The sequence below is a fragment of the Clostridium sp. AF21-20LB genome (assembly GCF_003478795.1).
In the GTDB taxonomy this organism is placed as follows: Bacteria; Bacillota; Clostridia; order Lachnospirales; family Lachnospiraceae; genus Otoolea; species Otoolea fessa.
Map to the genome: position 1 here is coordinate 22125 of NZ_QUGD01000018.1, position 25262 is coordinate 47386.

Genomic DNA, 25262 nt, shown 5'->3' on the forward strand with positions numbered 1-25262 from the left:
CAGGTACATGTGTTCGAAAAAAGAACCGGTGCCTGAGTTTTCTGATTTTTTTTCGATTTAGACCTTGCCATTTTGATGGGCATGTACTAAAATAAACATAACAAGTGGTAGAAAGTGGTGAAAAGTGGAACGAAATGGATTTTCGGGACACAAAAGTGGTACACATCGGATGACGGGTGATTGATATGTTCATGGGAGAATACAATCATACAATCGATGCGAAGGGACGTTTGATCGTTCCGTCGAAGTTCAGGGAACAGCTTGGAGACGAATTTGTGGTGACAAAGGGGTTGGATGGCTGTCTTTTTGTGTACGATAACACCGAGTGGAAAAAGTTCGAAGAGAAGTTACAGGCACTCCCACTTACCAATCAGAATGCCAGAAAATTCTCCCGTTTCTTTCTGGCAGGTGCCTCGGCGTGTGAGGTGGATCGTCAGGGACGAATCCTGCTTCCTTCGGTTCTGCGGGATTTTGCAGGACTCGAGAAGGAGGTTGTCTTGGTCGGCGTCGGAAGCCGGATCGAGATCTGGAACAAGGCGACCTGGGCGGAGAAGAATGTCTATGATGACATGGAAGAGATTGCAGAAAATATGGAAGGCCTTGGCATATGATATTTAATCACAAATCAGTATTATTAAATGAGACGGTTGACAGTCTCTGTGTAAAGCCCCAGGGTATCTATGTGGATGGGACACTGGGAGGCGGCGGTCACGCGAGCGAGGTAGCGGCACGGCTGGGAGACGGCGGACGCCTGATCGGGATTGATCAGGATGCGGACGCGATTGCGGCTGCGTCAGAACGTCTGGCTCCCTTTGGAGATAAGATAACCGTTGTGCGGAGCAATTATGAGCGGATTGCACAGGTGTTAGATGAGCTGGAGATTCCGCAGGTGGATGGAATTTATCTGGATCTGGGTGTTTCTTCTTTCCAGCTTGACACAGCGGAACGGGGATTTACCTATCGCGAGGACGATGCGCCGCTGGATATGCGGATGGATCAGAGAAATGAGCAGACCGCGAAGGACATCGTCAATACCTACAGTGAGATGGAACTGTACCGGATCATCCGGGACTACGGTGAGGATCGGTTTGCGAAGAATATTGCAAAACACATCGTACAGGCACGACAGAAAAAAGAGATTGAGACGACAGGCGAGCTGACGGAGATTATCCGGGCATCGATTCCGGCAAAGGTCCGGGCGACCGGCGGTCATCCGGCAAAGCGTACGTTTCAGGCGATCCGGATCGAGTTAAACCGGGAACTGGATGTGCTGGAAGATTCGATCGATACGATGATTGAGCGCCTGGCACCGGGCGGACGGCTTTCGATCATTACGTTCCATTCCCTGGAAGATAGAATCGTAAAGAACCGTTTCCGGACGAATGAAAATCCATGCATCTGCCCGCCGGATTTTCCGGTCTGTGTCTGTGGACGCAAAAGCCGCGGCCGGGTGATTACAAGAAAACCGATTCTTCCGACCGATCAGGAGATGGAAGAAAACCCGCGTTCCAAGAGCGCAAAGCTCCGGGTATTTGAAAAATCATAAACAAAAGCATAACTGCACCGCAGAACAGAGATCGTTTCAGGTGCGGGGGAGATAAAAGAGAGAAAAAGCGAAAGAGCAGGGAGGGAACGTTATGTCTGTCAGAAGGAGACAACATGTATCGGCCTCCACGTATGTGGACGGTAATACCGTGCGAAAAGTTCAGAGAACCGTGGAGATAAGACCAGAAAGAGATGAGAGAGAGGAGTACCGGCATAAACACGCCGTGCGCCGCAACCAGGAAAAGGCGCTTTACATGAACGGAACGTATGTGCTGGCGCTGACCATCGCTGCGCTGATCACGCTGGTTTTATGTATGAATTATCTGCATAAGCAGGCGTCGATCACGACCCGTATCAACCACATTGAGGATCTGGAGCTGAAACTGGAGAACCTGAAGTCCGAGAATGATGCACTTCAGACCCGGATTGACACGTATGTGGATCTGGATCATGTATATAAAGTGGCGACCGAAGAGCTCGGCATGGTATATGCAAATAAGGATCAGATTCTTTTATATGACAAGACGGAAAGCGAGTATGTAAGACAGTATGAGGACATCCCAAAACACTAACGGCAGACAGACCTTTCGGAAATATATGCAGGAAAAGCTGGCAATTACCGTCCTGGTAATTATGCTGGCTTTGTTTGCATTGGTGCTGGTGCTTTATAATCTGGTAAAAAGTAAGGGCGAGTCGTACAATCAGATAGTCCTGAGCCATCAGGACTATGAGAGCCGCACGATTCCCTACAAGCGCGGCAATATTATCGACCGGAACGGGACGTATCTGGCGATTAGCGAGAAAGTTTACAATCTGGTCGTCGATCCGAAGCAGATTCTGGATACGGAGGAGAACTACCAGTATCTCGATGCCACGCTGGACGCGCTGGTGGAGTGCTTCGGTTACAAGCGGGACGAGCTGCAGGCGATGATCGAGGAGAAAAAAGACAGCCAGTATGTGATCTATGCGAAACAGCTTCCAGCGGAAGACAAAGAGAAGTTTGAGACTTATGAGAAGGACAAGAACAAGGAATACCGGGCGCTGCCGACGGAGGAAGGCGGCAACCAGCGTATCACGGGCGTATGGTTCGAGGAAGAATATAAGAGAACGTATCCGTACAATGAGCTGGCATGCAATGTGGTTGGTTTTGCCCTCAAGGATGGCAATGCATCCGGCGGTGTTGAACAGTATTATAATGATATCCTGAACGGTGTGAGCGGTCGTGAGTATGGTTATTTAAACGGCGATTCGAACGTCGAGCGAACGGTAAAACCGGCGCAGAACGGAAAGACGCTGGAGTTGACGATCGACGTCAACATCCAGAAGATTGTCCAGAAATATCTGGATGAGTGGCAGGCGGGCATTGGAAGTAATCTGGCGGCGGCGATCGTCATGGATCCGAACAGCGGTGAGATCCTGGCGATGGATACGACGACCCGTTACAATCTGAATGATCCGTACAATTTAAGCACCTACTATACGGATGAGGAAATCCAGGCGATGGATGAAAAGACGAAGTCCGAGGCGTGGTATAAAATGTGGAGAAACTTCTGCGTGAGCGACTCCTATGAGCCGGGTTCTCCACAGAAAGCATTTACGGTAGCCGGGGCGATCGAGGAAGGCGCGATTTCCGGAAACGAGGTCTTTGAGTGCGGCGGAAAACTGCATTTCGGAGACTGGGATATCCGGTGTGTTGCCCGAGCCGGTCACGGACCGCTGACGATCACACAGGGATTGATGAAATCCTGCAACGTCGTTATGATGCGTATTGTATCACTGGAGGGAAAAGAGAAGTTTGTCCAGTATCAGAAGATTTTCGGATTTGGCGAGAAGACGGGCATCGACCTTCCGGGCGAGGCGTCCGGTCTGATTTATCAGGCGTCCAATATGGATCCGGCTTCTCTGGCGACCAACGCATTTGGACAGAACTATAACTGTACGATGGTGCAGATGGCAGCCGGATATGCGTCCTTAATCAACGGCGGTTCCTATTATGAGCCGCATGTGGTAAAAGAGATTCTGAACGACGAAGGATCCGTTGTCAAATCCGTTTCCCCAAATCTGGTGCGAGAGACGGTTTCGGAATCGACCTCGAACTTCATTAATAATGCGCTTTACCAGACAGTATCAGGTGATGGCGGTACCGCGGGCGCGGCGGCAGTTGCCGGTTACGAAGTGGCTGGTAAGACAGGTACGGCGCAGAAGCAGCCGCGTGCGGAGAAGAATTATCTGGTTTCCTTTATCGGCTATGCACCGGCATACAATCCGCAGGTACTCTGCTATGTGGTAGTAGATACCCCGCATCTGCCGGGCGAGCAGCAGGCACATTCGACTTTTGCCAGCGAGATTTTCAGCAAGATCATGGCGGAAGTCCTTCCATATAAGAATGTATTCCCGGCAGGCGGCGCGGCACAGGATCTCGAGACCAATCTTTCCAGCCAGGAAGAAGGCATTATAAGCGGCACAGCGACCGAGGATCCGAATGCAGCTGAAACACCGGCAGAGACGACTCCGGCTCCGGAGGGCGGCTGGGCGAACTACGATGAGGAATTTATCGATTCCGGAGACGAGTACAGCTATCCGGATACGATGGGAAATGTGCAGGATGAATCGGCGGCGGTTGGAAACGGTGAAACGGCTGGAACGGGCAGAGGCACCGGAACAGCGGATAATGCCGGAGAAACGGCAGCTTCCCAGGAAGCGCAGGTAGCGGGAGATTAAGAATTGTGCCTGTCGGGAAGACTTATCTATCCTGCGTGGAAAATACGTAACTGTTCACAGGTAGGAATTTTCTGAACTGAAAAATCTGTACGATACAGTTCTGGCAGCAGATTTTGCCGATTTGGAATGCGTAGCATCGGCAAAATCCCGTTGCTGGGCACACGTGTGTGAACAGTAACGAAAATACAGAATAAAGAAACGGTTCTTATGATATACTGTAGCAATGAGATCAGACAGGAAGCAGTATGAATCGGAACCGGACGCATCACAGAGGAAGAACTGTCTTTTTGTGCGCCGCCATCTGCCTGTGCATGACAGGATTGGCGGGGAGACTGTTCTTCCTCATGCTGTATAAAGCGGATTATTACAGCCAGATGGCGGAGGAGCTGCATCAGCGGGAGCGCAGTATCAAAGCGCCGCGCGGGCGGATCCTTGACCGGAACGGAACGGTGATCGCTGATAACCGGACTGTATGTACTATCTCAGTGATTCATAATCAGGTAAAAGATCCGGAGACAGTTATCCGGGTTTTAAGCGAAGAACTGGGACTTCCGGAGGCGGAGGTGCGGAAAAAGACGGAAAAGCGATCTTCCAGGGAGGTGATCCAGTCCAATGTAGAGAAAACGCGGGGCGATGCGATCCGGGCAATGCGCCTGGAGGGAGTCAAGGTGGATGAGGACTATAAACGATATTATCCATATGGACGTCTGGCATCGAAGGTGCTGGGATTCACCGGGGGAGATAATCAGGGGATCATCGGTCTGGAAGTACAGTATGAGAAGTATTTAAAGGGCACGGATGGCAAGATCCTGACGCTCACGGACGCGGCGGGGATCGAGCTGGAAAATGAGGCGGAGGATCGCATCGAGCCGGAGGCAGGGCGGGATCTGCGGGCGAGCCTGGATGTCAATATCCAGATGTACGCGGAACAGGCGGCGTACCAGACGATGCAGAAAAAGAATGCGAACCGCGTCTCGATCATCGTGATGAACCCGAAGAACGGGGAAATCTATGCAATGGTAAATGCACCGGAGTTTTCGTTGAATGAGCCGTTTGAGCTGGTGGCAGATGGAAAAAACGAAGATTCAGAAACAGAAGAAGACATATCCTGGAAGAATGAAGTGCAGTCACACGCAGCATCAGCGCAAAATAAACAAGCTCTCCTCAATCAGATGTGGCGCAATCCCTGTTTAAATGATACATACGAACCGGGGTCTACATTTAAAATCGTGACCGCCGCTGCGGGACTGGAGGCGGGCGTGGTCAACCTGACTGATCAGTTTTCCTGCCCGGGATTCCGGATCGTGGAAGATCGGAAGATTCGGTGTCACAAGGTGGGCGGACACGGCGGGGAGACGTTTTTACAGGGAATGATGAATTCCTGCAATCCTGTTCTGATCGATGTCGGACAGCGGCTGGGACCGGAGCGGTACTATCAGTATTTTAAGCAGTTTGGTCTGCTGGGAAAGACTGGGATTGATCTGCCGGGTGAGGCGGGGACGATCATGCACCAGCCGGATCAGATCGGACCGGTGGAGCTGGCGACCGTCTCTTTTGGGCAGTCGTTTCAGATCACGCCGATCCAGCTCATTACAACGGCATCCTCCCTGATCAACGGAGGCACGCGCATTACACCGCACATCGGTATCCGTGCCGTGCGGGCAGATGGTCAGGCAGTCCACGTGTTTGCCTATCCAAAAGGAGAGAGGATCTTATCGGAGCAGACGAGTGAGACGCTGCGTTATATTCTGGAACAGGTGGTGGCGGAGGGGAGTGGAAAAAACGCCCGGATCGAGGGCTACCGGATCGGCGGAAAGACGGCAACCTCGGAGAAACTTCCAAGGAGCCGGAAAAAATATATTTCCTCATTTTTAGGGTTTGCACCGGCGGACGATCCGCAGGTGATCGCGCTCATCACCATCGATGAACCGGAAGGAATCTACTATGGCGGGACGATTGCCGCCCCGGTGATCCGCGATCTGTTTGAGGTCATTTTGCCGTATCTGGGGGTGGAGAAAAGAGGTTGATTATTCCCCTAAAAAGACGTATACTATTGAAGTGTATAATTTGAGGAACTATCTCTGTATACATAGGAAGATAAGTTAGAGGTGTGACATGGTAAATGAAACAATACTGGCGGTTATCATCGCATTTGTGGTCAGCGCAGTGCTGTGCCCGATCGTGATACCGTTTCTCCACAGGTTGAAATTTGGACAGCAGGTGCGCGATGACGGGCCGCAGACGCATCTGAAAAAGCAGGGAACCCCGACGATGGGCGGTCTGGTAATTCTTTCCAGCATCATCATTACGTCTCTGCTCTATATCCGGGATTATCCGAAGATCATTCCGGTGCTATTTATGACCGTTGGATTCGGCGTGGTTGGATTTCTGGACGATTACATCAAGATCGTGATGAAACGTTCGGAGGGCTTAAATCCGATCCAGAAGCTGATCGGACAGTTTGTGATCACAGGTATTTTTGCCTATTATATTGTAACCTCACCGGACATCGGAACAGGGATGCTGATTCCATTTACCGGCAAGTATTTACAGCTTCCGGTCTGGCTGTTTGTACCGGCACTGTTCTTCATCATTCTGGGAACTGACAATGGCGTGAACTTCACAGATGGTCTGGACGGTCTGTGCACCAGTGTGACGATTCTGGTAGCAACGTTCTTTACGATCGTGGCGATCGGGGAGAACAGCGGCATTAGCCCGATTACCGGCGCAGTAGTTGGAAGTCTTCTGGGCTTTCTTCTGTTCAATGTCTATCCGGCGCGTGTGTTTATGGGCGATACCGGTTCACTGGCACTCGGCGGTTTTGTCGCTTCCAGTGCCTTTATGATGCAGATGCCGATCTTTATCGCGATCGTGGGTCTGATTTATCTGGTGGAAGTATTATCTGTTATTATTCAGGTAACCTATTTTAAGAAGACGGGCGGAAAGCGCTTTTTCAAGATGGCGCCGATCCATCATCATTTCGAGCTCTGCGGATGGTCTGAGACCAGGGTCGTAGGCGTATTTTCGATTATTACGGCAATCCTTTGCCTTATAGCATACTTAGGATTATAGGAGGAAGATTATGAGTCAGAAAGTATTAGTAGCAGGAACAGGTATCAGCGGTATTGCAGCTGCAAAGCTCCTTCTCTCAAAAGGCGGAGAGGTAGTGCTTTACGATGGCAATGAAAAACTGGATCCAGAGGAGCTGAAAAAGAAATTTGACGAAGGCGCGACGATCACGTTCGTCCTCGGGGAGCTGAAAAAGACGGATTTGTTAGGCGTGGAGCTGGCAATTTTAAGCCCGGGCATCCCGGCCGATGCACCGTTTGTAGAGATGATTCGTGAAACCGGTATTCCGATCTGGGGCGAGATGCAGCTTGCATATCACTGTGCCAAAGGACGTATGGCAGCCATTACCGGCACGAACGGAAAGACAACGACGACTTCCCTGACCGGCGAGATCATGAAGTCATTCTATGACAGCGTATTTGTAGTTGGAAATATCGGTGAGCCGTTTGCATTCCATGCATTGGAGACAACGGATGAGACCGTAACTGTTGCAGAGGTATCGAGCTTCATGCTGGAGACCATGACCGATTTCCACCCGAATGTAAGCGCTATTTTAAATATTACCCCGGATCATCTGGATCGTCATAAGACGATGGAATGCTACATCGAGACGAAAGAGAGCATTACCAAGAACCAGAAAGAGGGCGATGTCTGCGTCCTGAACTATGAGGATCCGGTACTGCGTGAATTTGGTGAGACTTTAAAAGACATCAAGGTGGTATATTTTTCCAGTCTGCGTACCCTGAAACAAGGTTTCTACCTGAAAGAGGATGAGATTGTATACAACGACGGCGAGAAAGAGACCGTGATTGTCAATATCCACGATCTGAAGCTACTTGGCCGTCATAACCATGAAAATGTTATGGCAGCGGTTGCTATCAGTATGAACATGGGCGTTCCGCTGGAGAAGATCCAGAAGGTGATCAAGGAATTCAAGGCAGTTGAACACCGCATTGAGTTCGTAACCGAGCGTTTTGGTGTCAAATACTACAACGATTCCAAGGGAACCAACCCGGATGCAGCGATGCAGGCGATCAAGCGATGCCGGGACCGACCTTATTAATTGCAGGCGGATATGATAAGCATTCCGAGTTTGACGAGTGGATCGAGAGCTTTGGCGGAAAGGTACGCTATCTGGTACTGATCGGCCAGACCCGCGACAAGATTGCCGAGTGTGCAAAACGCCACGGCTTCAATGATATCATGTACGCGGAAGATCTGCAGGAGGCTGTACAGGTATGTGCATCCTATGCAAATCCGGGCGATAACGTCCTGCTTTCACCGGCATGTGCAAGCTGGGGGCAGTTCAAGAACTTTGAAGAGCGCGGACGCAAATTCAAAGAGTTTGTGAGAAATTTGTAATACCAAGGTTCAAAGGTCGGAAATCCGACGCAAGATTGCTTGCAGGAGGAATTGTGACTTTTGAGAATTGCGGAGTGCAAAGCACGCAGCAATTCGGTATTGGAAGAATAAAGGTTACTGGGCACGTATGCGTGAACAGTAACGAATAAAGGCTTAATGTATTTAAGGGGGCTGTCGCAGCCGGCATTTGTCTGCGGCAGCCCTGATTTGAGGAAAAACTGCCGTTTGCAGGCAGAATTTCGAAACTGTAACAACAAAAAGCAGGGGAGTGGAAGTATGCCGGAACCGGGAAAAATTAAAAAGAAAAAACCACATCGGTTTTATGATTACAGTCTGCTGTTTACCATCATTTTCCTGACGGTATTCGGACTGATCATGATTTACAGCGCGAGCTCCTATAAGGCGCAGCTTGATTATGGCAATCCGGGATATTTTATGCTTCGTCAGGCGGGCATCGCGGGTGTCAGCTTTGTTGCGATGTATATCGTCTCCAAGATAGATTATCACTGGTTTGCGCGGTTTGCGATGCTGGGATATATCGTTTCATACGTGACGCTGCTTCTGACGCGTTTTACACCTCTGGGCGTGGCATCGCATGGTAAGAAGCGCTGGCTGCGTCTGGGACCGCTCCAGTTCCAGCCGACCGAGATTGTCAAGATTTCCCTGATTCTGCTTCTGGCGGTTCTGATTGCCAATCTGGGCGTGCGGATCAACCAGCTGCGGGCAGTCGGATTTATCGTGGCGCTGTCGGCGCCGCTGGCACTTTTAGTTACGGCGAACAACTTAAGTTCTGGTATCATCATCTGCGGCATCGTGTTTGTGATGCTGTTTGTGGCGTGCAAGATCAAATGGCCGTTTTTTCTCTGCATCGGAGGCGGCGTCGGACTTCTGGCGGTCGCCCCCTATATAGGGCATCTGCTGGTAAAGCTCCATATCCTGAAGGATTATCAGCTGGGACGAATCAATGTCTGGGTCAACCCGGTGCAGTATGCACGTTCCGGCGGTTATCAGGTGCTCCAGGGTCTGTACGCGATCGGTTCCGGCGGTCTGTTTGGAAAGGGACTGGGCGAGAGTCTCCAGAAGCTCGGCTTTGTGCCGGAGGCGCAGAATGATATGATTTTTTCGATTATCTGTGAGGAATTAGGTCTGTTTGGCGCGATTTCGGTCATTCTGATTTTCATGTTTATGATTTACCGCTTCATGGTAATTGCTGGAAATGCACCGGATCTGATGGGTGCGATGATCGTGATCGGCGTGATGGCACACATCGCGATTCAGGTTATCTTAAATATCGCGGTTGTTACGAATACGATCCCGAACACGGGTGTTACGCTGCCGTTTATCAGTTACGGAGGTACATCCGTCATGTTCCTGATGCTGGAGATGGGGATGGTGTTAAGCGTCTCGAACCAGATTAAGCTGGAGCAGTAGGAATATTTGGCGAAGTTACATATTCACTTCGGGAAATGTAGAAAATGAGAACCATTTTCTCTCGTTGGCATATAATAATACATAGATGCCGGTGGGAGGGGATTGTTTGGCTTTCATCGAGATTCACGGACCGTGCCGGATTCAGGGCGGACTCACGGTGCAGGGATCGAAAAATGCAGTTTTGCCGATAATGGCGGCGTCGGTGTTAAACCGCGGAATTACCGTGCTTGAAAATGTCCCCAGAATACAGGATGTGTTCTGTATGATGGGGATTCTTGATTCTCTGGGATGCCGGTGTGCGTTGCACGGAAACCGTCTGGAAATCGATACTTCAAAGATGAATGGCTGGCGGATCGAGCAGAAAGCGATGGGGAAAATGCGCTCGTCCATTATGCTTTTGGGAGCGCTCCTGGGACGCTTTTGCGAGGCGGGGGTCTACAGCCCCGGCGGATGTATGATCGGAAAACGTCCAATCGACTGGCATTTGCGGGCACTCCGTGCGCTGGGCGCGGAAATACAGGAACCGGAGCCGGACGGCTTCCTGCATGCACAGACAACGGGACTTCGCGGGGCAGAGATTATTTTTCCGTTTCCGAGTGTCGGCGCGGTGGAAAATGCCCTGTTTGCCGCTGTGGCAGCGGTGGGGCGGACGGTTCTGCGGGGATGCGCGCGGGAACCGGAGATTGGACAGCTGTGCCATTTCCTAAATGGTATGGGGGCATCGATCCGGGGGATCGGGACGGATGCGCTGATCATAGAAGGCGGATTGCCGCTCCATGACAGTCGGTTTGTGATCGGCGGCGACCGGATCGTAGCCGGGACCTATCTTCTTGCCGCTGCGTCCTGCAGCGGTGAGGTGATCGTGGACGGCGTGCAGACACAAGAGTTGCGTGCATTGACCGGGGTGCTGGAGCATATGGGCGTTTCGCTTTATCAGGAACCGGAACTTATATATGTACACAGCGGACAGCGCCTGCGGGCGGTATCGGTGAAAACCGGACCGTATCCGGCGTTTCCGACCGATCTGCAGCCGTTTTTGATGGCGGCGCTGTCACGGGCAGATGGAACCAGTATGCTGCGGGAGACGGTATTTGAAAACCGGTTTGGCACAGCGGCGGAGCTTCAAAAAATGGGGGCGAACATCGAATGCAGCGGGAACATTGCTCGGATTGACGGAGTGGAAACCTTGCGGGGAGCTTTGGTGCGTGCCCGTGATCTGCGGGGCGGTGCAGCCCTGACGGTGGCAGCCCTGGGGGCGGACGGATGGACCAGAGTATCAGAATGTGAACATATTGAGCGGGGATATGAAGATATTTGCCGGGACTTGCGGGCATTAGGAGCAGAGATCCGGCGCCGGGAGGATGATGGAGATAGAGAAGATACAGATTGAAAAAAAGACAGAGGAAAAGGTATGGCGCCGCCGTGGAAAAAAACATATCTGGATCACGGCGGCAGCACTTCTTGTGGCAGCCGCGTTTTTTGTCGGTCTGTCGCTGCTTCGGATCAATACAATCCATGTCAGTGGAAACCGGCAATATACGGCAGAGCAGATAGAGGCGTCTATTTTCGATTCGCGGCTGAGCCGGAATCCGGTGTTCTGCTATCTGCAGTACCGCTTCCGGCCGCACAAGTCAATTCCGTTCGTGCAGGATTACAAGCTGGTGTTCCGCAGCCCGTCGGACGTGGAGGTGATCGTCTACGAGAAGAGTGTGGTTGGTTACGTTTCCTACATGAACAGCCGGATGTATTTTGACAAGGACGGCATCATTGTGGAGAGCACAAGCGAGACATTGCCGGGTGTGCCGAAGATTGCCGGACTTTCCTTTGGACATATCGTGCTGCATCAGCCGCTGCCGGTCGAGGATATCAGCGTTTTCAACGAGATTCTGAACCTGACGCAGGTGCTGTCGGTCAACGAGGTTGCGGTGGACGAGATCCGTTTTAATAAGGAAAAGGAAGCGACGCTTCAAATCAGGAGCTTGAAGGTTGAGCTGGGAAGCAACAGTGAGATGAACGGGAAACTTTCGGAGCTGACGGATATTCTGCGGGATTATCCGGATCTGTCCGGAACCCTCTATCTGGACAGCTACGATGAATCGAATGCAAATCCGATGTACCGGTTTGATAAAAACTAGGAAGAATCGGCAAATTCCGTTACTGGCACGTATGCGTGAACAGTAACATTGTGACTGGTTTATTGAAAATTTATAAAAGAAACGATTGATTTTTTGCTGAAAATCAAATATAGTATTAGGTAGGCTAGATTTAAAAGACCCTAATTTTAGTATAAAGATGATAAAACCGGAACAGATGGGAAAATGAAGGAGGAAGTATCTTGTTAGAGATAAAGATAAATGAAGCAGAGAACTCTGCCAGAATTATAGTAGTAGGTGTCGGCGGAGCCGGTAACAACGCTGTCAACCGTATGATCGATGAAGATATTGCCGGTGTAGAATTTATCGGTATCAATACAGATAAGCAGGCACTGCAGTTCTGCAAGGCGTCCACAGCTATGCAGATTGGTGAGAAGCTGACCAAGGGACTTGGTGCAGGCGCAAAGCCGGAGATCGGTGAGAAAGCAGCTGAGGAAAGCCAGGAAGAACTGGCACAGGCTCTCAAGGGTGCAGATATGGTATTCGTTACCGCAGGTATGGGCGGCGGTACCGGTACAGGTGCAGCTCCGGTTATTGCACGTATCGCAAAAGATATGGGCATTCTGACGGTCGGCGTTGTCACAAAGCCGTTCCGTTTCGAGGCAAAGACCCGTATGAGCAACGCGCTCAATGGTATCGAAAAACTGAAAGCAGCTGTTGATACTCTGATCGTTATCCCGAATGATAAACTTCTTGAGATCGTAGACCGCCGTACCACGATGCCGGATGCACTGAAGAAAGCAGATGAGGTTCTTCAGCAGGCAGTACAGGGTATTACCGACCTGATCAATGTTCCGGGTCTTATCAATCTTGACTTTGCAGATGTTCAGACCGTTATGGTGGACAAGGGTATCGCTCATATCGGTATCGGTCATGCGAAGGGTGATGACAAAGCACTTGAGGCTGTTAAGCAGGCTGTATCCAGCCCGCTGCTTGAGACAACCATCGAGGGTGCAAGCCACGTTATCATCAATATTTCCGGCGATATCAGCCTGATCGAGGCAAATGACGCAGCCAGCTATGTACAGGAGCTTGCAGGCGACGATGCCAATATCATCTTCGGTGCGATGTACGATGAGAATGCACAGGATGAGGCGACGATCACTGTTATTGCGACTGGACTGGATTCCCACGGTGTGAACACACCGGTCGCAAAAGCGATGACTGAGTTCAAGACTCCGTTCAAGGCAAAGACGACTGGCAATACATACGCTCAGCCGGCAGCACAGACTGCAGCGGCAGCGCAGCCGACCTACAAGGCACCGACCTTCCGTGCACCATCTGCAGCAGCACCGGCACAGCCAGTCGCTCCGAAGGAAGCACCGCAGTCGGCACCGGCACAGCCGTTCCGCCCGATGCGCCAGGAAACACAGATCAATATTCCGGATTTTCTGAGAAATAAGAAATAATATAAGAGTGAGAGATGAACTGCTCTTGCTTTAGTAAAAATACAAAATATATACAGAAGCAGTTGCTTTTGGAAAAGACACGCATTAGAAGTGAAAATTTCTGATGCGTGTTTTTTTGTGTAATAGGAAATTCCTTGGAATCCCCTATTACACAAAAAGGCACATTCTTTTTTATCGTCGATTCAGACCTTCGACTTATGTCGAATTTATTCAAATTTCACGTTTTTCCCCCGATTTTTGGCGATCAAAACAGGCGTTTTGCGCCCTCGGTTTGACAAATTTTGCGGAACTTTTTTCTTATAATATCCCGTGTCGGACAGAAAGGTGGGAAGAGACAGTGACCTATCGTGTGTATGCGGATGTCATCCTGCTGCAAAATCTGGCAGCGGATTTCCTGCTTCTGTCGGTGGTGAAGAATTGCCTGCGTCTGCCGGAACGCCGGTATGGGCGGTTGGCAGGGAGTCTTCTGGGAGCCGTGTATGCGTTAGGAATGGTGTTAGCTCCGGTTCCGCTGGGATATGCCGGGCGGATGCTCCTAAGCGCCACGATGAGCGTGCTGATGGCATGGACGGCATTTTCCATCCGTAGGAAGTCGGAGGCGGCAGAAGCCGCGATCGGGCTTTACATAGCATCTATGCTGGCGGCTGGCTGCATGGAACTGGTTCAGCCGCTTGGAATACGGGTGAATCTTCTGTTCTGGCTGTTTACCGCGGGGGGGAGTTTTCTGATTCCATCTGCGGTGTGGCGGTTTGGTATGCAGCGGTGTATGAAGCTGGAACACCAGTACGCGGTAACGCTTTTTAACAAAGGCAGGGAGCGGCATGTGCAGGCGATTCTCGACACAGGCAACCATCTGACGATGCCGCTTTCGGGGCGTCCGGTGCAGGTGCTGGATGCGTGTGTGGCAGAGAGATTTTTTTCCTGGGAGGACGGTGTCCAATACATCCCATTTCGGAGTGTCGGAAAGGGCGGCGGCGTGATTCCGGCATATCAGGCGGAGCGGATGGAAGTGTCCGGTCAGGGCGGTATGCGGGTGATTGAGAAGCCGTGGATTGCCATTTCACAGGAGGCGCTGTCGCAGAAGGGCGAGTATCAGATGCTGCTCAATGAAAAATATTGGTTGTGAAGAAAAACAGCCGTTATGGTCTGAACCATAGCGAACAACATAAGGGGGAAAGCGTATGTTTATAAAAGTTTCAGTTCCAGGTCAGTTTCGTTTAAAAATGATGCCGTCGTTCCGGTCATTTCTGATGCACCGGGACGGGGAAGTTCATTATATCGGGGGAACCGATATCCTTCCGGCACCGTTTGACAGTGTGCGGGAGGCGGAGGTTTTAAGAAAATTTGGAACCAGTGAGGATAAAGAGGCGCGTTCGGCGCTGATCGAACACAACCTGCGCCTGGTGGTCTACATAGCAAGAAAGTTTGACAACACCAGCGTGGGCGTGGAAGATCTGATTTCGATCGGGACGATCGGTCTTATCAAGGCGATCAACACGTTTGACGTAGATAAAAATATTAAGCTGGCGACCTATGCATCCCGTTGTATTGAAAATGAGATTCTGATGTATCTCCGGAGAAATAATAAGACGAAGCTCGAGGTTTCGATCGATGAGCCGTTGAATGTGGACTGGGATGGAAATGAATTGCTTCTGTCGGATATTTTGGGAACGGATGAGGATATTATTTACCGGGATCTGGAGGATGAGACAGAGCGGAAACTGTTGAATGCGGCGATCGACCGCCTGAATCCGCGGGAACAGAAAATCGTGAAGTTGCGCTTTGGTCTGGGGAGAGAGCAGGAAGATGAAATGACCCAGAAGGAGGTTGCCGACCTTCTGGGTATCTCACAGTCATACATATCGAGGCTGGAAAAGAAGATTATGAAACGCCTCAAGAAAGAAATTTCGCAGCAATGCGGTCTATACACCAGCCGATAAGTGCTGGAAGAAACAGACCGATCAGGATGTAAAACGGACCCATTTCATAGCGGAAGGAGACCGGGAAGTTGGAAAGCGTTTCCGGTATTTCCTTCAAAATGAAGCGGGCATAGGCAAAATCGATCAGCTTGAACAGCGTGAAATGAATCGCCATAATGTCAAAGGAATGGCGTCCTAAAAAGGCAAGGACCTTTGCTAGCGGTCTGATGCGCTCGGACAGGTCGGAGAGCGAAAGGACGAAGTAAATTCCAATGATGGAGATCGGATAAAATAAGACGCCCGGAATGTGCATGCTTGCCAGATCGATGAAAATGTGAAGCTTTGTGTTCGTCAGGTGCAGAAGCAGGGCGCTTATCAGGCAGCCGTACCAGACCGTATAGTGGCGGAAATTGGAGAAAAACTGCTGCATCAGCCAGGCGATGAGATAGACCGGAACAACGAGCAGCGCCGCCTGCAGATTGTAAGGGAGCGGGCAGCTTCTCATATTTAAGAAGACACCGGCAAGGCCAATCAGGATGCATGCAAATGCACATACAGGAAGCTTGACATTATCTTTCCGGGTAAAGCGGGCAGCTGCGCGTCCAAACCAGACGCATCCGGCAAAGAGTCCGGAGGACACCAGCCAGACCGGCAGAAACCAGAGGGCACCCTGAACCTGTTCCGGGGAGTTGAAGGAAAGACTGCTCATCCATGCCGTAAGCATTCTGGTATGGTTGTAAAGTTCCTGTCCCGCATAGAGCCTGTGCGTTACAAAAAAGTTGTGAAGCAGGACAAAAAACAGCGTGTAGAACATATACCTGGGCCATGCACCGGCGAGACGGGAGCCGAAGTAGAGAAACGGCGTATCCCCGTATTTCGTTTCATTATAAAAATAGCCTGTGATAAAGAAGAACAGCGCCAGGTGGAACAGATAGACGAACGCACCGGCGAAATATCCGGTATGCCCCAGCACGATCGCAATAATGCCCCATCCCTTTACGATATCCCAGTAGAGGGAACGGGCTTTTTTTTTGTGTGTTCATGAATGGATCTCCTTGTGGTTGAATTCTATTTTCTATAAATAATATTGATCGAAAAATCCCTGAAAATATATTTTACTATGGAACGGCAGAAAAGGCAAGAAATTGGAATGAGTGAAAACGGTTCACATTTGTCCGGGTATAAATGGGCTTTGAATTGTCCATTCTAATGTATAGGTGACAAAACAAAAATCAAAACGATTCAACCGTTTGCGTTGATCGTCCATCATACGGAGGGAATGGAAATGCCGGTCTATAAAGTGGAAATCTGCGGGGTCAATACATCCAAGCTGCCTCTTTTAAGTAATGAGGAGAAAGAAGAACTGTTTCGCCGGATTCTAAAGGGCGATCGGGAGGCAAGAGAACAGTATATCAAGGGGAATCTGCGGCTGGTGCTCAGTGTAATACAGCGCTTTTCGGGCAGCCGGGAAAATGTGGACGATCTGTTCCAGATTGGCTGTATCGGCCTCATCAAGGCGATTGATAATTTTGATATTACCCAGAATGTCCGTTTTTCGACGTATGCGGTTCCGATGATTCTGGGGGAGGTGAAACGGTATTTGAGGGATAACAATTCAATCCGGGTCAGCCGGTCGCTCCGCGATACGGCATACAAAGCGATCTATACCCGTGAAAATCTGCTGAAAAAGCAGTCAAAGGAGCCGACACTCTGCGAGATTGCCAAAGAATTGGGAGTCAGCAAAGAGGAGATTGCATATGCGCTCGATGCTATCCAGAGCCCGGTCAGCCTGTACGAACCGGTCTATACGGACGGCGGCGATCCGCTCTACGTGATGGATCAGCTCAGTGACAAGAAAAATTCAGAGGAACATTGGGTCGAGGATCTGTCGCTGGGGGAGGCGATGCAGCGCCTGCCGGACCGGGAACGCCGTATTATTGATATGCGCTTTTTTGAGGGAAAGACCCAGACAGAGGTTGCCGAAGAAATCCATATTTCGCAGGCGCAGGTGTCACGGCTGGAGAAGAGTGCGTTAAAAAGCATGAAGCATTATTTGAGCTGAATGTTGATAGGGATTGTGTGAGATTCTTCTGATTGATTGTTTGGCGGCTCTGTGTTAAAATATAGAGGATATAGTCTGCAAAAAGAATCTGAAAATCAAGCAGATGACGGTTATCTGACTGGGGTTGAGCGGAGTATTCCATCTGATATAGTGATAAAGGCAGCTTGGCGATGCGACACTCAGGCAGTCATGGACAGCAGACAGAGTAGAAAAGACAGGCGCAGGCGGATTGAGCCTCGCGCATGATAAAATGTACTCTCGGAGTCTTTTCTGCACTCGCTTTTGTGGCTGATTTTCCGCCAGCCGTACCCGAATTTCATCAACGTACGCACCGCGTACGCCTCAGAAATTTGGGCACAGCTGACAAAAAATCATCTCACAAAATCAAGCACAGAAAGATTCCGAGAGTACATTAAAAAGAGCCGGAGGAATTCAAATGGAGAAATTACGTGAGCTGATGAAAGAACATCAGGATAAAGCAGATAAAAAAAGTGATGGGAGAGGTTCTGGAGCTGCTTCAGAGAGAGCCGGGACTGTTTGTTGTGACTGTCCATGCGACGAAAAACTTCTTCCTGGGTGCAGAGAACGGCAAGGCGGCTGCTTTCCTTTACACCAGCCGCGAGTATGCAGATGAGTTCGTGAAAGGGCTGGAGATGGTCGGTGTAGAGACGAAGGTACTGGAGATCCGCCCATTACAGCGTATTTCTTTTTTCAACGACCTCTACCGCAGCGGTTTTGAGGCAGTTGTGATCGACAAGGGACAGGAAAATCATATGTCCATGTCGCTGTTCAGCATCATCGAGAAACCAAAGGATACATCCGAGATCGTGATGAACCCGTCCCTGGTCCGTTCTGCAAATCAGTTCTATCAGGCACTGGTACAGCACCAGGCATTCCCGCAGATGCAGGATCTGATGTGCAAAGAGCTTTACGGTGCGCGTCTGCTGGTTCCGGTTGCTGACCCGCAGAAGACGACGGCAGTGCCGGTTCTGACCACCGGAAAGGGTGTACGCTATTACCCGGCATTTACGGATTTAGTAGAATTTGGCAAATTTGACCGTAAACATCAGTTTGGAGCAATGGAAGTCCGCTTCCGCGATCTGAAAAAATATCTGGATTACGTGAATGGAATCGTGGTAAATCCGTTTGGATTTGCACTCCGTCTGGACGGCGAGAAGCTGGATCGGATTGAGAAAGAGAATATGAAGCTGAAGGTTGTAAAATAAATGCTGCTGTGACCGTGACCGGTAATGAATAGATGTCAGCATAATAAACTGTGATAAAAAGGCTGTCTCCCATCAGAATGTATCATATAGATGCATCTGCCGAGAGACAGCCTTTTTGATTATTCGGTTCTCCTGTTTTTTTCATATAAATGTAGTAATCCCTTCATCAACAGCGCCCCATCATACGTGATCGTATGCGAACAGAGCGGCAGGACAATCTTGGAGATGCCGCCGGTGGCGATGATGGAAGTTTTCTCTCCGAGTTCTGCCTCGATGCGATCCAGCATACCGTCGATCATCGCGGCATTGCCAAATATGACGCCGCTTCTCATGCAGTCTATGGTATTTTTGCCAATGACATGGCGCGGCGTATCGAGGCTGATGCGCGGCAGCTGGGCAGTGCTGGCGCTCATGCTGTCGAGGGAAACGCGAAGTCCCGGCAGGATCGCGCCGCCGACATAGCGTCCGTTTTTGTCGATGACAGACATGGTCGTAGCAGTTCCCATTTCGATGATGATGATTGGCGGTTCATGCTCTGCAAGGGCACCGACTGCGTTTACGATCATATCGCTGCCGACGGATTTCGGGTTGTCCATCAGGATGTTTAAGCCGGTTTTCATGCCGGAACCGACCAGCATTGCGTTTAGTCCCGTTATTTTACGGATGGCGGCAAGAATCGTCCGGTTAAGCGGCGGAACGACCGAGGAGACGATCGCACCATCAAGCTGATCTGGGGCGATATGGTAAATTTCAAGAATACTTTTCAGCGCCACGGCATATTCCAGATTCGGTTTTCCGATGGTGGTCGTGATGCGTTCTACAAAATACGTTTTTTTTGCGTCGATCACGCCGATAATAATGTTGGTGTTTCCAACGTCGATAGCTAGAATCATAAAATAACTCCTTTATATCTCCTGCATCTCTACAATAATTAACATCTCTTATAAAATGTTGATTGTATAGTTATCGCAACGGTTTCATATGTTCAACTGTTACTATTTATTATATATCCACGTTAATAGTATGATTATATGTTTTTTAAAGAAAAGGATCAAGAAGAAGATGAAAAATGTTTTTAAGATCTGTTACCGATCGCGCGTGAGTGAACCGTAACTTGGACTTGCGTATTCGTTTAAAATAATATAGAATAAATACGTTTAGACAAAGTTAAAGAATGGTAGTAAGTTTGGAGGAAGATTTTTTTGGAAAATATAGCGGAGCAGATCAAAAAACGGCGTACATTCGCCATTATTTCCCACCCGGATGCTGGTAAGACAACCCTGACGGAGAAGTTTCTTCTCTACGGAGGCGCGATCAACCTGGCTGGTACGGTCAAGGGAAGAAAAGCGGCCAAGCACGCGGTTTCTGACTGGATGGAGATAGAGAAGGAGAGAGGTATTTCGGTTACCTCTTCCGTATTACAGTTTAATTATGAGGGATTCTGCATCAATATCCTGGATACACCGGGACATCAGGATTTCTCGGAGGATACCTACCGTACTCTGATGGCAGCCGATTCGGCGGTCATGGTCATCGATGGTTCTAAGGGTGTCGAGGCGCAGACGATCAAGCTTTTCAAGGTTTGCGTTATGCGCCACATCCCGATTTTTACCTTTATCAACAAGATGGACCGCGAGGCGCGCGATCCGTTTGAGTTGATGGATGAGATCGAGAGCGTGCTTGGCATCCGTACCTGCCCGGTCAACTGGCCGATCGGCTGCGGTAAGAATTTTAAGGGCGTGTATGACCGTGCCACAAAGAAGATCACAACTTTCACAGCAGCAATGGGCGGACAGAAGGAGGTCGCATCTCAGGAGTTCTCGTTAGAGGGCGATGAGGTTAACTCCATCATCGGTCCAGATTACCATCGGCAGCTGATGGATGATATCGAGCTTCTGGACGGCGCATGCGATGAGCTGGATATGGAGCGTGTCAGCCGCGGAAATTTATCCCCGGTATTCTTTGGTTCGGCGCTGACAAACTTTGGTGTAGAGACATTCCTGGAGCATTTCCTGAAAATGACAACCTCGCCGCTGCCGAGAAATACGACAACCGGCATGGTGGATCCGTTCTCTCCGAATTTCAGCGCGTTTGTCTTCAAGATTCAGGCAAATATGAACAAGGCGCACCGCGACCGTATCGCATTTATGCGTATCTGTTCCGGCAAATTTGAGGCAGGCATGGAAGTAACGCATGTGCAGGGCGGACGTAAGATCCGTCTCTCCCAGCCACAGCAGATGATGGCGCAGGATCGAAAGATTGTCGAGGAGGCATATGCGGGCGATATCATCGGTGTATTCGATCCGGGTATTTTCTCGATCGGTGATACACTCTGTACAGGTGAAAAGGTAGAATTTGAAGGAATTCCTACGTTCGCACCGGAACATTTTGCACGCGTGCGCCAGATGGACACGATGAAGCGCAAGCAGTTCATCAAGGGCATCAGCCAGATCGCCCAGGAAGGTGCGATCCAGATTTTCCAGGAGTTCAACACAGGTATGGAAGAGATCATTGTCGGCGTAGTCGGCGTCCTCCAGTTCGAGGTACTGACCTACCGTCTGGAAAATGAGTACAATGTAGAAGTCAAGCTGGAAAAACTTCCATACGAGTACATCCGCTGGGTAGAAAACGCTGACGAGATCGACGTAGCCAAGATCCAGGGAACTTCGGATATGAAGCGGATCAAAGACCTCAAAGACAATCCACTGCTTCTGTTTGTCAACAGCTGGAGTGTGGGAATGGTGGAAGAGCGGAATCCGAAGCTTAAGTTAAGCGAGTTTGGGCGTAACTAAAGCCATGCAGCGGAAAGCACCGTTTCAGCGAATGGAAAATTTATTTTTCAGGCGCTGAAAGGGGGATTTCTGCTATACGGCGCAGCCGGACAGTGGTGTGAAACCGCAGGTTTTGCACCCCTGGGCATGGTAAAACAAGAGAGAGCCCCTATCGCACCCCTGGGCATGGTAAAACAAGAGAGAGCCCCTATCGCACCACTGGGCATGGTGAAACAAGAGAGGGTTCCCATCGTCCCACCTGGGCATGGTGAAAATATAGAAAAAATCAGAAAAGGAGACATTTCATATGAGCAGAGTAGATGTAGTACGTGCAGCCATGGTAGAAGCCATGAAAGCAAAAGACAAAGCAAGAAAAGATTCCTTATCCATGCTGTTATCCGCACTGAAAAATGCGGAGATCGACAAGCGTTCCCCGCTGACTGAGGAAGAGGCGGACGCAGTTGTAAAGAAAGAGATCAAGCAGACGAAGGAGACTCTGGAACTGGCTCCGGCAGATCGTGCGGATATCCGCGAGGAGGCACAGGCACGTCTGGCAGTTTATCAGGAATTTGCACCGGAGGATCTGACCGAAGAGCAGATCGCAGAGGTGATCAAAAGTGTTCTGGCAGAGCTTGGCATTGAAAATCCGGCATCGTCTGACAAGGGCAAAATCATGAAAACCCTGATGCCGAAGGTAAAGGGCAAGGCAGACGGAAAGGTAGTGAACCAGGTACTGGCTGGAATTCTGTCCAAATAATAACCAAAGGAAAAGAACGAGGCGGAAGATTTATGTATAAAAAGAAAATCGAGCAGTATATCGAGGCGCACAAGCAGGAGATGTTAGATGACATATGCACGCTGTGCAGCATCAACAGCGAGCGTTCGGCATACCAGGAGGGCGATCCGTTCGGCGAAGGTCCGAGCCGCGCACTGGCACAGGCACTCAAAATGGCGGAAGAGTATGGATTTTCCATCAACAATTACGATAATTATGTAGGAACCGCCGATTTAAACGACGGTGAGCACCAGCTAGATATTCTGGCACACCTGGATGTTGTCCCGGCAGGCGAGGGCTGGACTGTGACACAGCCGTTTGAACCGATTGTAAAAGACGGAAAGTTGTACGGACGCGGCACGGCGGATGACAAGGGACCGGCGGTAGCAGCTCTGTATGCGATGCGTGCGGTCAAAGAACTGGGAATCCCGGTGACAAAAAATGTCCGCCTGATTCTGGGAACAGATGAGGAGTGCGGCAGCAGCGATATTGAACATTATTATAAAGTGGAGAAGGAAGCGCCGATGACATTTTCCCCGGATGCTTCGTTTCCGGTTATCAATATCGAAAAAGGACGTTTCCCGGGGCATGTGACAGCTTCTTTTGAGGTATCGACGGAGAATGCGCGGATCCTGTCCATCGAGGCTGGCATCAAGATCAATGTTGTTCCGGGCAAGGCGCATGCGACAATTACAGGACTGACCGAGGAAGAGGTACGTCCGATGGCAGAGGGCGTGACGAAGGAGACTGGCGTACAGTTTGAGCTTCAGGCAGAGGAAGATGCGATCGTGATCACCGCAATCGGTGAGGGCGCACACGCCTCGACACCGGAGGAAGGCAAAAATGCGCTGGCATCCCTGCTTCTGCTTCTGGATCGCCTGCCATTTGCATCCTGCGGACAGACGAAGCTGATTCACAGCCTGACTGAGTGCTTCCCGTGGAATGATACCGAGGGCAAGGCGCTTGGCGTGGCGATGCAGGCAGAAGGATCCGGAGCGCTGTCTCTGGCATTCACGATGCTTACGATGACGGAGACACGGATGGAAGCGTACTTTGACGGACGTTTCCCGATCGGCGGCAATGATGACAACCTGTTGAAACCGGTGGAGGCAAAACTTGCGTCCCACGGCATGAAGTTAGAGTCCCCGCAGCTGCGAGAGCCGCATTTTGTAGACGGCAATTCCGAGTTTGTCAGAACACTTCTGAATGCTTATGAGCTTTATACCGGCAACAAGGGCGAGTGCAACTACACCGGCGGCGGCACATATGTGCATGACCTGAAAAACGGCGTTGCATTTGGCGCGTCGATGCCGGGCGTGGACAACCGGATGCACGGGGCAGATGAATTTGCCTATGTGAGTGATCTGGTGGCAAGCGCGAAGATTTTTGCACAGGTGATTGCGGATTTGTGTAAGTAACAGAAAATTTCGTTTTTTCCGCCGTAAGAATTAAAGAAACCTTAATTGATTCGCCGCAGGTCTATGTTAGACTGAAATCCACAACCGGGAGGTACTGTGCATGTTTGAAGACAGCTGCAGGAACTCCGGCGAGAGGGAAAGGAGAGAACGATTATGAAAAAATCATTCCATACAGTTAAAAAGGCAGGGATTCTGACGGCGGCAGCGGTTCTGGGAACAGCGGCACTGGCGGGATGCGGCAGTAAGGCAGATACAACAGAGAGTGCAGCGGCAAGCGAGGAAGCAACCGAAGCGGTCGGAGAGGCAGAAGCATCGGATGCACAGCTTGTCATCGCAGGCGGAGACAGCGCCGGATTGATCGCGGCGGTTCAGGCGGCAGCCGAGGGCATGGATCCGTCGAAGATCCTGATTCTGGCACCGGGCGAAGAGCTGGCGGCAGATATGGCGGAGATGGCGCCGTATGTCAATGCAGCCAATACAGATGAGCAGTTCCAGGCGAATCTTACGGATGATTTTGAGATTTATCTGTCCGATATTATGACGGCAGGAAATAATACGAACAATTCGGATATGGCGGCAGATGTATCGGAGAACAGCGAAGAGGCGAAAGACTGGCTTGCCGACACACTGGGAATGGAGTACGGCGATCTGACACAGGAGGCAGGTTCCACGGTAGCCCGCAGTTTCCCGGCAAAAGAGGGAAATCTGAATGAGCTTGCACAGGAAGCGCTGCTTAAAAAAGTCGAAGAGCTGAAGATTCCAGTTGAATATAAGACAGAATTAAAGAGCGTCGCTTACGATGAAGAAGGTGCGCTTGACCGCATCACTGTGACGGTAGACGGCAAGGATCAGGAAATTGACTGCCTGGCACTGGTAGCGACCGATGTCTCCCTGATTCCGGTTTTTGAGGAATCTCAGGTATATGAGGCAGATGGAAAGGCAGCTGCCTTGGTTGTCAGCAACAATGCGGAACAGCTAAACAAAGATAGCGGCGAGCTGATCAATGGTCTTTATGCAGCAGGTCCGATCCTGTCAGCGGCAGTAGACGGTGAAGGTGTGCTCTCCGGCAATGAGCTGACCGAGGCGGTTGTGTTTGGTTCGACTGCAGGAACAGAAGCAGCGGTTTATGTTTCGGATAACCAGTAAAAGCTAAAATGATTCACATATAATGCCATTTCTAAAAAAGTAGATGATGCAGACGAAATAAAATAGAAACCTTTAAGAAGAAGGTTCAAGCAAGAAGCGGGTAAAAGCGAAAAAACTTTTACCCGCTTTTGGTATTTTACAGAAAACAGCACGGAACTGATTTGCAAAAATAAAATTATTTTTATTGTGGAAACAATACCTAAAAAGTAAGTCAGAACTAACTCTGTATCACTGAATTATTATAACTTATTCGCA

At 50.2% G+C, this 25262-nt stretch carries 20 protein-coding genes and 1 pseudogene; 19 read left to right on the forward strand and 2 right to left on the reverse strand.

Features of this window, described 5'->3' with window-relative positions:
• The first annotated feature begins 185 nt into the window (after nt 1-185).
• The 13 genes and pseudogenes from mraZ (at nt 186) to sigE (ending at nt 15630) form a co-directional block, all read left to right on the forward strand.
• A complete protein-coding gene (gene mraZ / locus DWX76_RS09795) occupies nt 186-611 on the forward strand; it encodes a division/cell wall cluster transcriptional repressor MraZ (protein WP_022360210.1) in 426 nt (141 codons plus the stop codon).
• Nucleotides 608-1546, forward strand: a complete 939-nt coding sequence (gene rsmH / locus DWX76_RS09800; RefSeq protein WP_022360211.1) for a 16S rRNA (cytosine(1402)-N(4))-methyltransferase RsmH — start codon at nt 608-610, stop codon at nt 1544-1546. The genes mraZ and rsmH overlap by 4 nt, the downstream gene beginning before the upstream one ends.
• Nucleotides 1547-1694: 148 nt before the next feature.
• The gene (locus DWX76_RS09805; RefSeq protein WP_412694045.1) at nt 1695-2117 is read left to right on the forward strand and encodes a cell division protein FtsL; all 423 of its coding nucleotides are present in this window, start codon (nt 1695-1697) and stop codon (nt 2115-2117) included.
• Nucleotides 2095-4266: a peptidoglycan D,D-transpeptidase FtsI family protein gene (locus tag DWX76_RS09810; protein ID WP_243022526.1), complete on the forward strand. Its 2172-nt coding sequence runs from the start codon at nt 2095-2097 to the stop codon at nt 4264-4266. Before DWX76_RS09805 ends, DWX76_RS09810 begins: the two co-directional genes overlap by 23 nt.
• A gap of 245 nt (nt 4267-4511) precedes the next feature.
• Nucleotides 4512-6293 (forward strand): peptidoglycan D,D-transpeptidase FtsI family protein, encoded by a 1782-nt coding sequence (locus DWX76_RS09815; protein WP_118570574.1) that lies wholly within the window; start codon nt 4512-4514, stop codon nt 6291-6293.
• Nucleotides 6294-6381: 88 nt separating this feature from the next.
• Entirely contained in the window at nt 6382-7338 is a 957-nt protein-coding gene (gene mraY / locus DWX76_RS09820; protein ID WP_022360215.1) for a phospho-N-acetylmuramoyl-pentapeptide-transferase, read from the forward strand.
• 10 nt (nt 7339-7348) lie between these two features.
• A pseudogene (gene murD / locus DWX76_RS09825) lies at nt 7349-8697 on the forward strand (UDP-N-acetylmuramoyl-L-alanine--D-glutamate ligase).
• Between the two features lie 276 nt (nt 8698-8973).
• A complete protein-coding gene (locus DWX76_RS09830) occupies nt 8974-10128 on the forward strand; it encodes an FtsW/RodA/SpoVE family cell cycle protein (protein ID WP_117795227.1) in 1155 nt (384 codons plus the stop codon).
• Nucleotides 10129-10234: 106 nt separating this feature from the next.
• The gene (gene murA, locus DWX76_RS09835) at nt 10235-11518 is read left to right on the forward strand and encodes a UDP-N-acetylglucosamine 1-carboxyvinyltransferase (RefSeq protein ID WP_118570575.1); all 1284 of its coding nucleotides are present in this window, start codon (nt 10235-10237) and stop codon (nt 11516-11518) included.
• Nucleotides 11490-12263: a cell division protein FtsQ/DivIB gene (locus tag DWX76_RS09840; protein ID WP_207722914.1), complete on the forward strand. Its 774-nt coding sequence runs from the start codon at nt 11490-11492 to the stop codon at nt 12261-12263. The genes murA and DWX76_RS09840 overlap by 29 nt, the downstream gene beginning before the upstream one ends.
• A 200-nt stretch (nt 12264-12463) precedes the next feature.
• The gene (gene ftsZ, locus DWX76_RS09845) at nt 12464-13690 is read left to right on the forward strand and encodes a cell division protein FtsZ (RefSeq protein WP_022360220.1); all 1227 of its coding nucleotides are present in this window, start codon (nt 12464-12466) and stop codon (nt 13688-13690) included.
• A 337-nt stretch (nt 13691-14027) separates the two neighbouring features.
• A complete protein-coding gene (locus tag DWX76_RS09850) occupies nt 14028-14816 on the forward strand; it encodes a sigma-E processing peptidase SpoIIGA (protein WP_181357137.1) in 789 nt (262 codons plus the stop codon).
• A 55-nt stretch (nt 14817-14871) separates the two neighbouring features.
• Nucleotides 14872-15630 (forward strand): RNA polymerase sporulation sigma factor SigE, encoded by a 759-nt coding sequence (sigE, locus tag DWX76_RS09855; RefSeq protein WP_106999729.1) that lies wholly within the window; start codon nt 14872-14874, stop codon nt 15628-15630.
• On the opposite strand, the gene DWX76_RS09860 is transcribed toward sigE, so the two are convergent.
• Nucleotides 15584-16582, reverse strand: a complete 999-nt coding sequence (locus DWX76_RS09860) for an acyltransferase family protein (RefSeq protein WP_243022527.1) — start codon at nt 16580-16582, stop codon at nt 15584-15586. The genes sigE and DWX76_RS09860 overlap by 47 nt on opposite strands.
• A gap of 312 nt (nt 16583-16894) precedes the next feature.
• On the opposite strand from DWX76_RS09860, the gene sigG reads away from it, so the two are divergent.
• The gene (gene sigG / locus DWX76_RS09865; protein WP_106999731.1) at nt 16895-17671 is read left to right on the forward strand and encodes an RNA polymerase sporulation sigma factor SigG; all 777 of its coding nucleotides are present in this window, start codon (nt 16895-16897) and stop codon (nt 17669-17671) included.
• 494 nt (nt 17672-18165) lie between these two features.
• The gene (locus DWX76_RS09875) at nt 18166-18897 is read left to right on the forward strand and encodes an SseB family protein (RefSeq protein WP_243022528.1); all 732 of its coding nucleotides are present in this window, start codon (nt 18166-18168) and stop codon (nt 18895-18897) included.
• A gap of 119 nt (nt 18898-19016) precedes the next feature.
• Here the strand turns inward: DWX76_RS09875 and DWX76_RS09880 are convergent, their stop codons facing one another.
• Nucleotides 19017-19790, reverse strand: coding sequence for a type III pantothenate kinase (locus tag DWX76_RS09880; RefSeq protein ID WP_118570578.1), 774 nt, complete (start codon nt 19788-19790; stop codon nt 19017-19019).
• Between the two features lie 309 nt (nt 19791-20099).
• Between DWX76_RS09880 and DWX76_RS09885 the strand changes: the two genes are divergently transcribed.
• The 4 genes from DWX76_RS09885 to DWX76_RS09900 all read left to right on the forward strand — a co-directional run bounded on the left by DWX76_RS09885 (nt 20100) and on the right by DWX76_RS09900 (nt 25007).
• Entirely contained in the window at nt 20100-21689 is a 1590-nt protein-coding gene (locus DWX76_RS09885; protein WP_106999734.1) for a peptide chain release factor 3, read from the forward strand.
• A gap of 286 nt (nt 21690-21975) precedes the next feature.
• Nucleotides 21976-22425, forward strand: coding sequence for a GatB/YqeY domain-containing protein (locus DWX76_RS09890; protein WP_118570579.1), 450 nt, complete (start codon nt 21976-21978; stop codon nt 22423-22425).
• Between the two features lie 32 nt (nt 22426-22457).
• Nucleotides 22458-23861, forward strand: coding sequence for a dipeptidase PepV (gene pepV / locus DWX76_RS09895; protein WP_022360229.1), 1404 nt, complete (start codon nt 22458-22460; stop codon nt 23859-23861).
• A 153-nt stretch (nt 23862-24014) separates the two neighbouring features.
• Nucleotides 24015-25007, forward strand: coding sequence for an FAD-binding protein (locus tag DWX76_RS09900; RefSeq protein ID WP_118570580.1), 993 nt, complete (start codon nt 24015-24017; stop codon nt 25005-25007).
• The last annotated feature ends 255 nt before the right edge of the window (nt 25008-25262 follow it).

Excerpts from the sequence above, each read along its gene's own strand:
- mraZ (WP_022360210.1), top strand. The coding sequence starts at position 186 with ATGTTCATGGGAGAATACAATCATACAATCGATGCGAAGGGACGTTTG.
- rsmH (WP_022360211.1), top strand. The coding sequence starts at position 608 with ATGATATTTAATCACAAATCAGTATTATTAAATGAGACGGTTGACAGT.
- DWX76_RS09810 (WP_243022526.1), top strand. The coding sequence starts at position 2,095 with ATGAGGACATCCCAAAACACTAACGGCAGACAGACCTTTCGGAAATAT.
- DWX76_RS09815 (WP_118570574.1), top strand. The coding sequence starts at position 4,512 with ATGAATCGGAACCGGACGCATCACAGAGGAAGAACTGTCTTTTTGTGC.
- mraY (WP_022360215.1), top strand. The coding sequence starts at position 6,382 with ATGGTAAATGAAACAATACTGGCGGTTATCATCGCATTTGTGGTCAGC.
- DWX76_RS09830 (WP_117795227.1), top strand. The coding sequence starts at position 8,974 with ATGCCGGAACCGGGAAAAATTAAAAAGAAAAAACCACATCGGTTTTAT.
- DWX76_RS09840 (WP_207722914.1), top strand. The coding sequence starts at position 11,490 with ATGATGGAGATAGAGAAGATACAGATTGAAAAAAAGACAGAGGAAAAG.
- sigE (WP_106999729.1), top strand. The coding sequence starts at position 14,872 with ATGTTTATAAAAGTTTCAGTTCCAGGTCAGTTTCGTTTAAAAATGATG.
- sigG (WP_106999731.1), top strand. The coding sequence starts at position 16,895 with ATGCCGGTCTATAAAGTGGAAATCTGCGGGGTCAATACATCCAAGCTG.
- DWX76_RS09875 (WP_243022528.1), top strand. The coding sequence starts at position 18,166 with ATGGGAGAGGTTCTGGAGCTGCTTCAGAGAGAGCCGGGACTGTTTGTT.
- DWX76_RS09880 (WP_118570578.1), bottom strand. The coding sequence starts at position 19,790 with ATGATTCTAGCTATCGACGTTGGAAACACCAACATTATTATCGGCGTG.
- DWX76_RS09890 (WP_118570579.1), top strand. The coding sequence starts at position 21,976 with ATGAGCAGAGTAGATGTAGTACGTGCAGCCATGGTAGAAGCCATGAAA.
- pepV (WP_022360229.1), top strand. The coding sequence starts at position 22,458 with ATGTATAAAAAGAAAATCGAGCAGTATATCGAGGCGCACAAGCAGGAG.
- DWX76_RS09900 (WP_118570580.1), top strand. The coding sequence starts at position 24,015 with ATGAAAAAATCATTCCATACAGTTAAAAAGGCAGGGATTCTGACGGCG.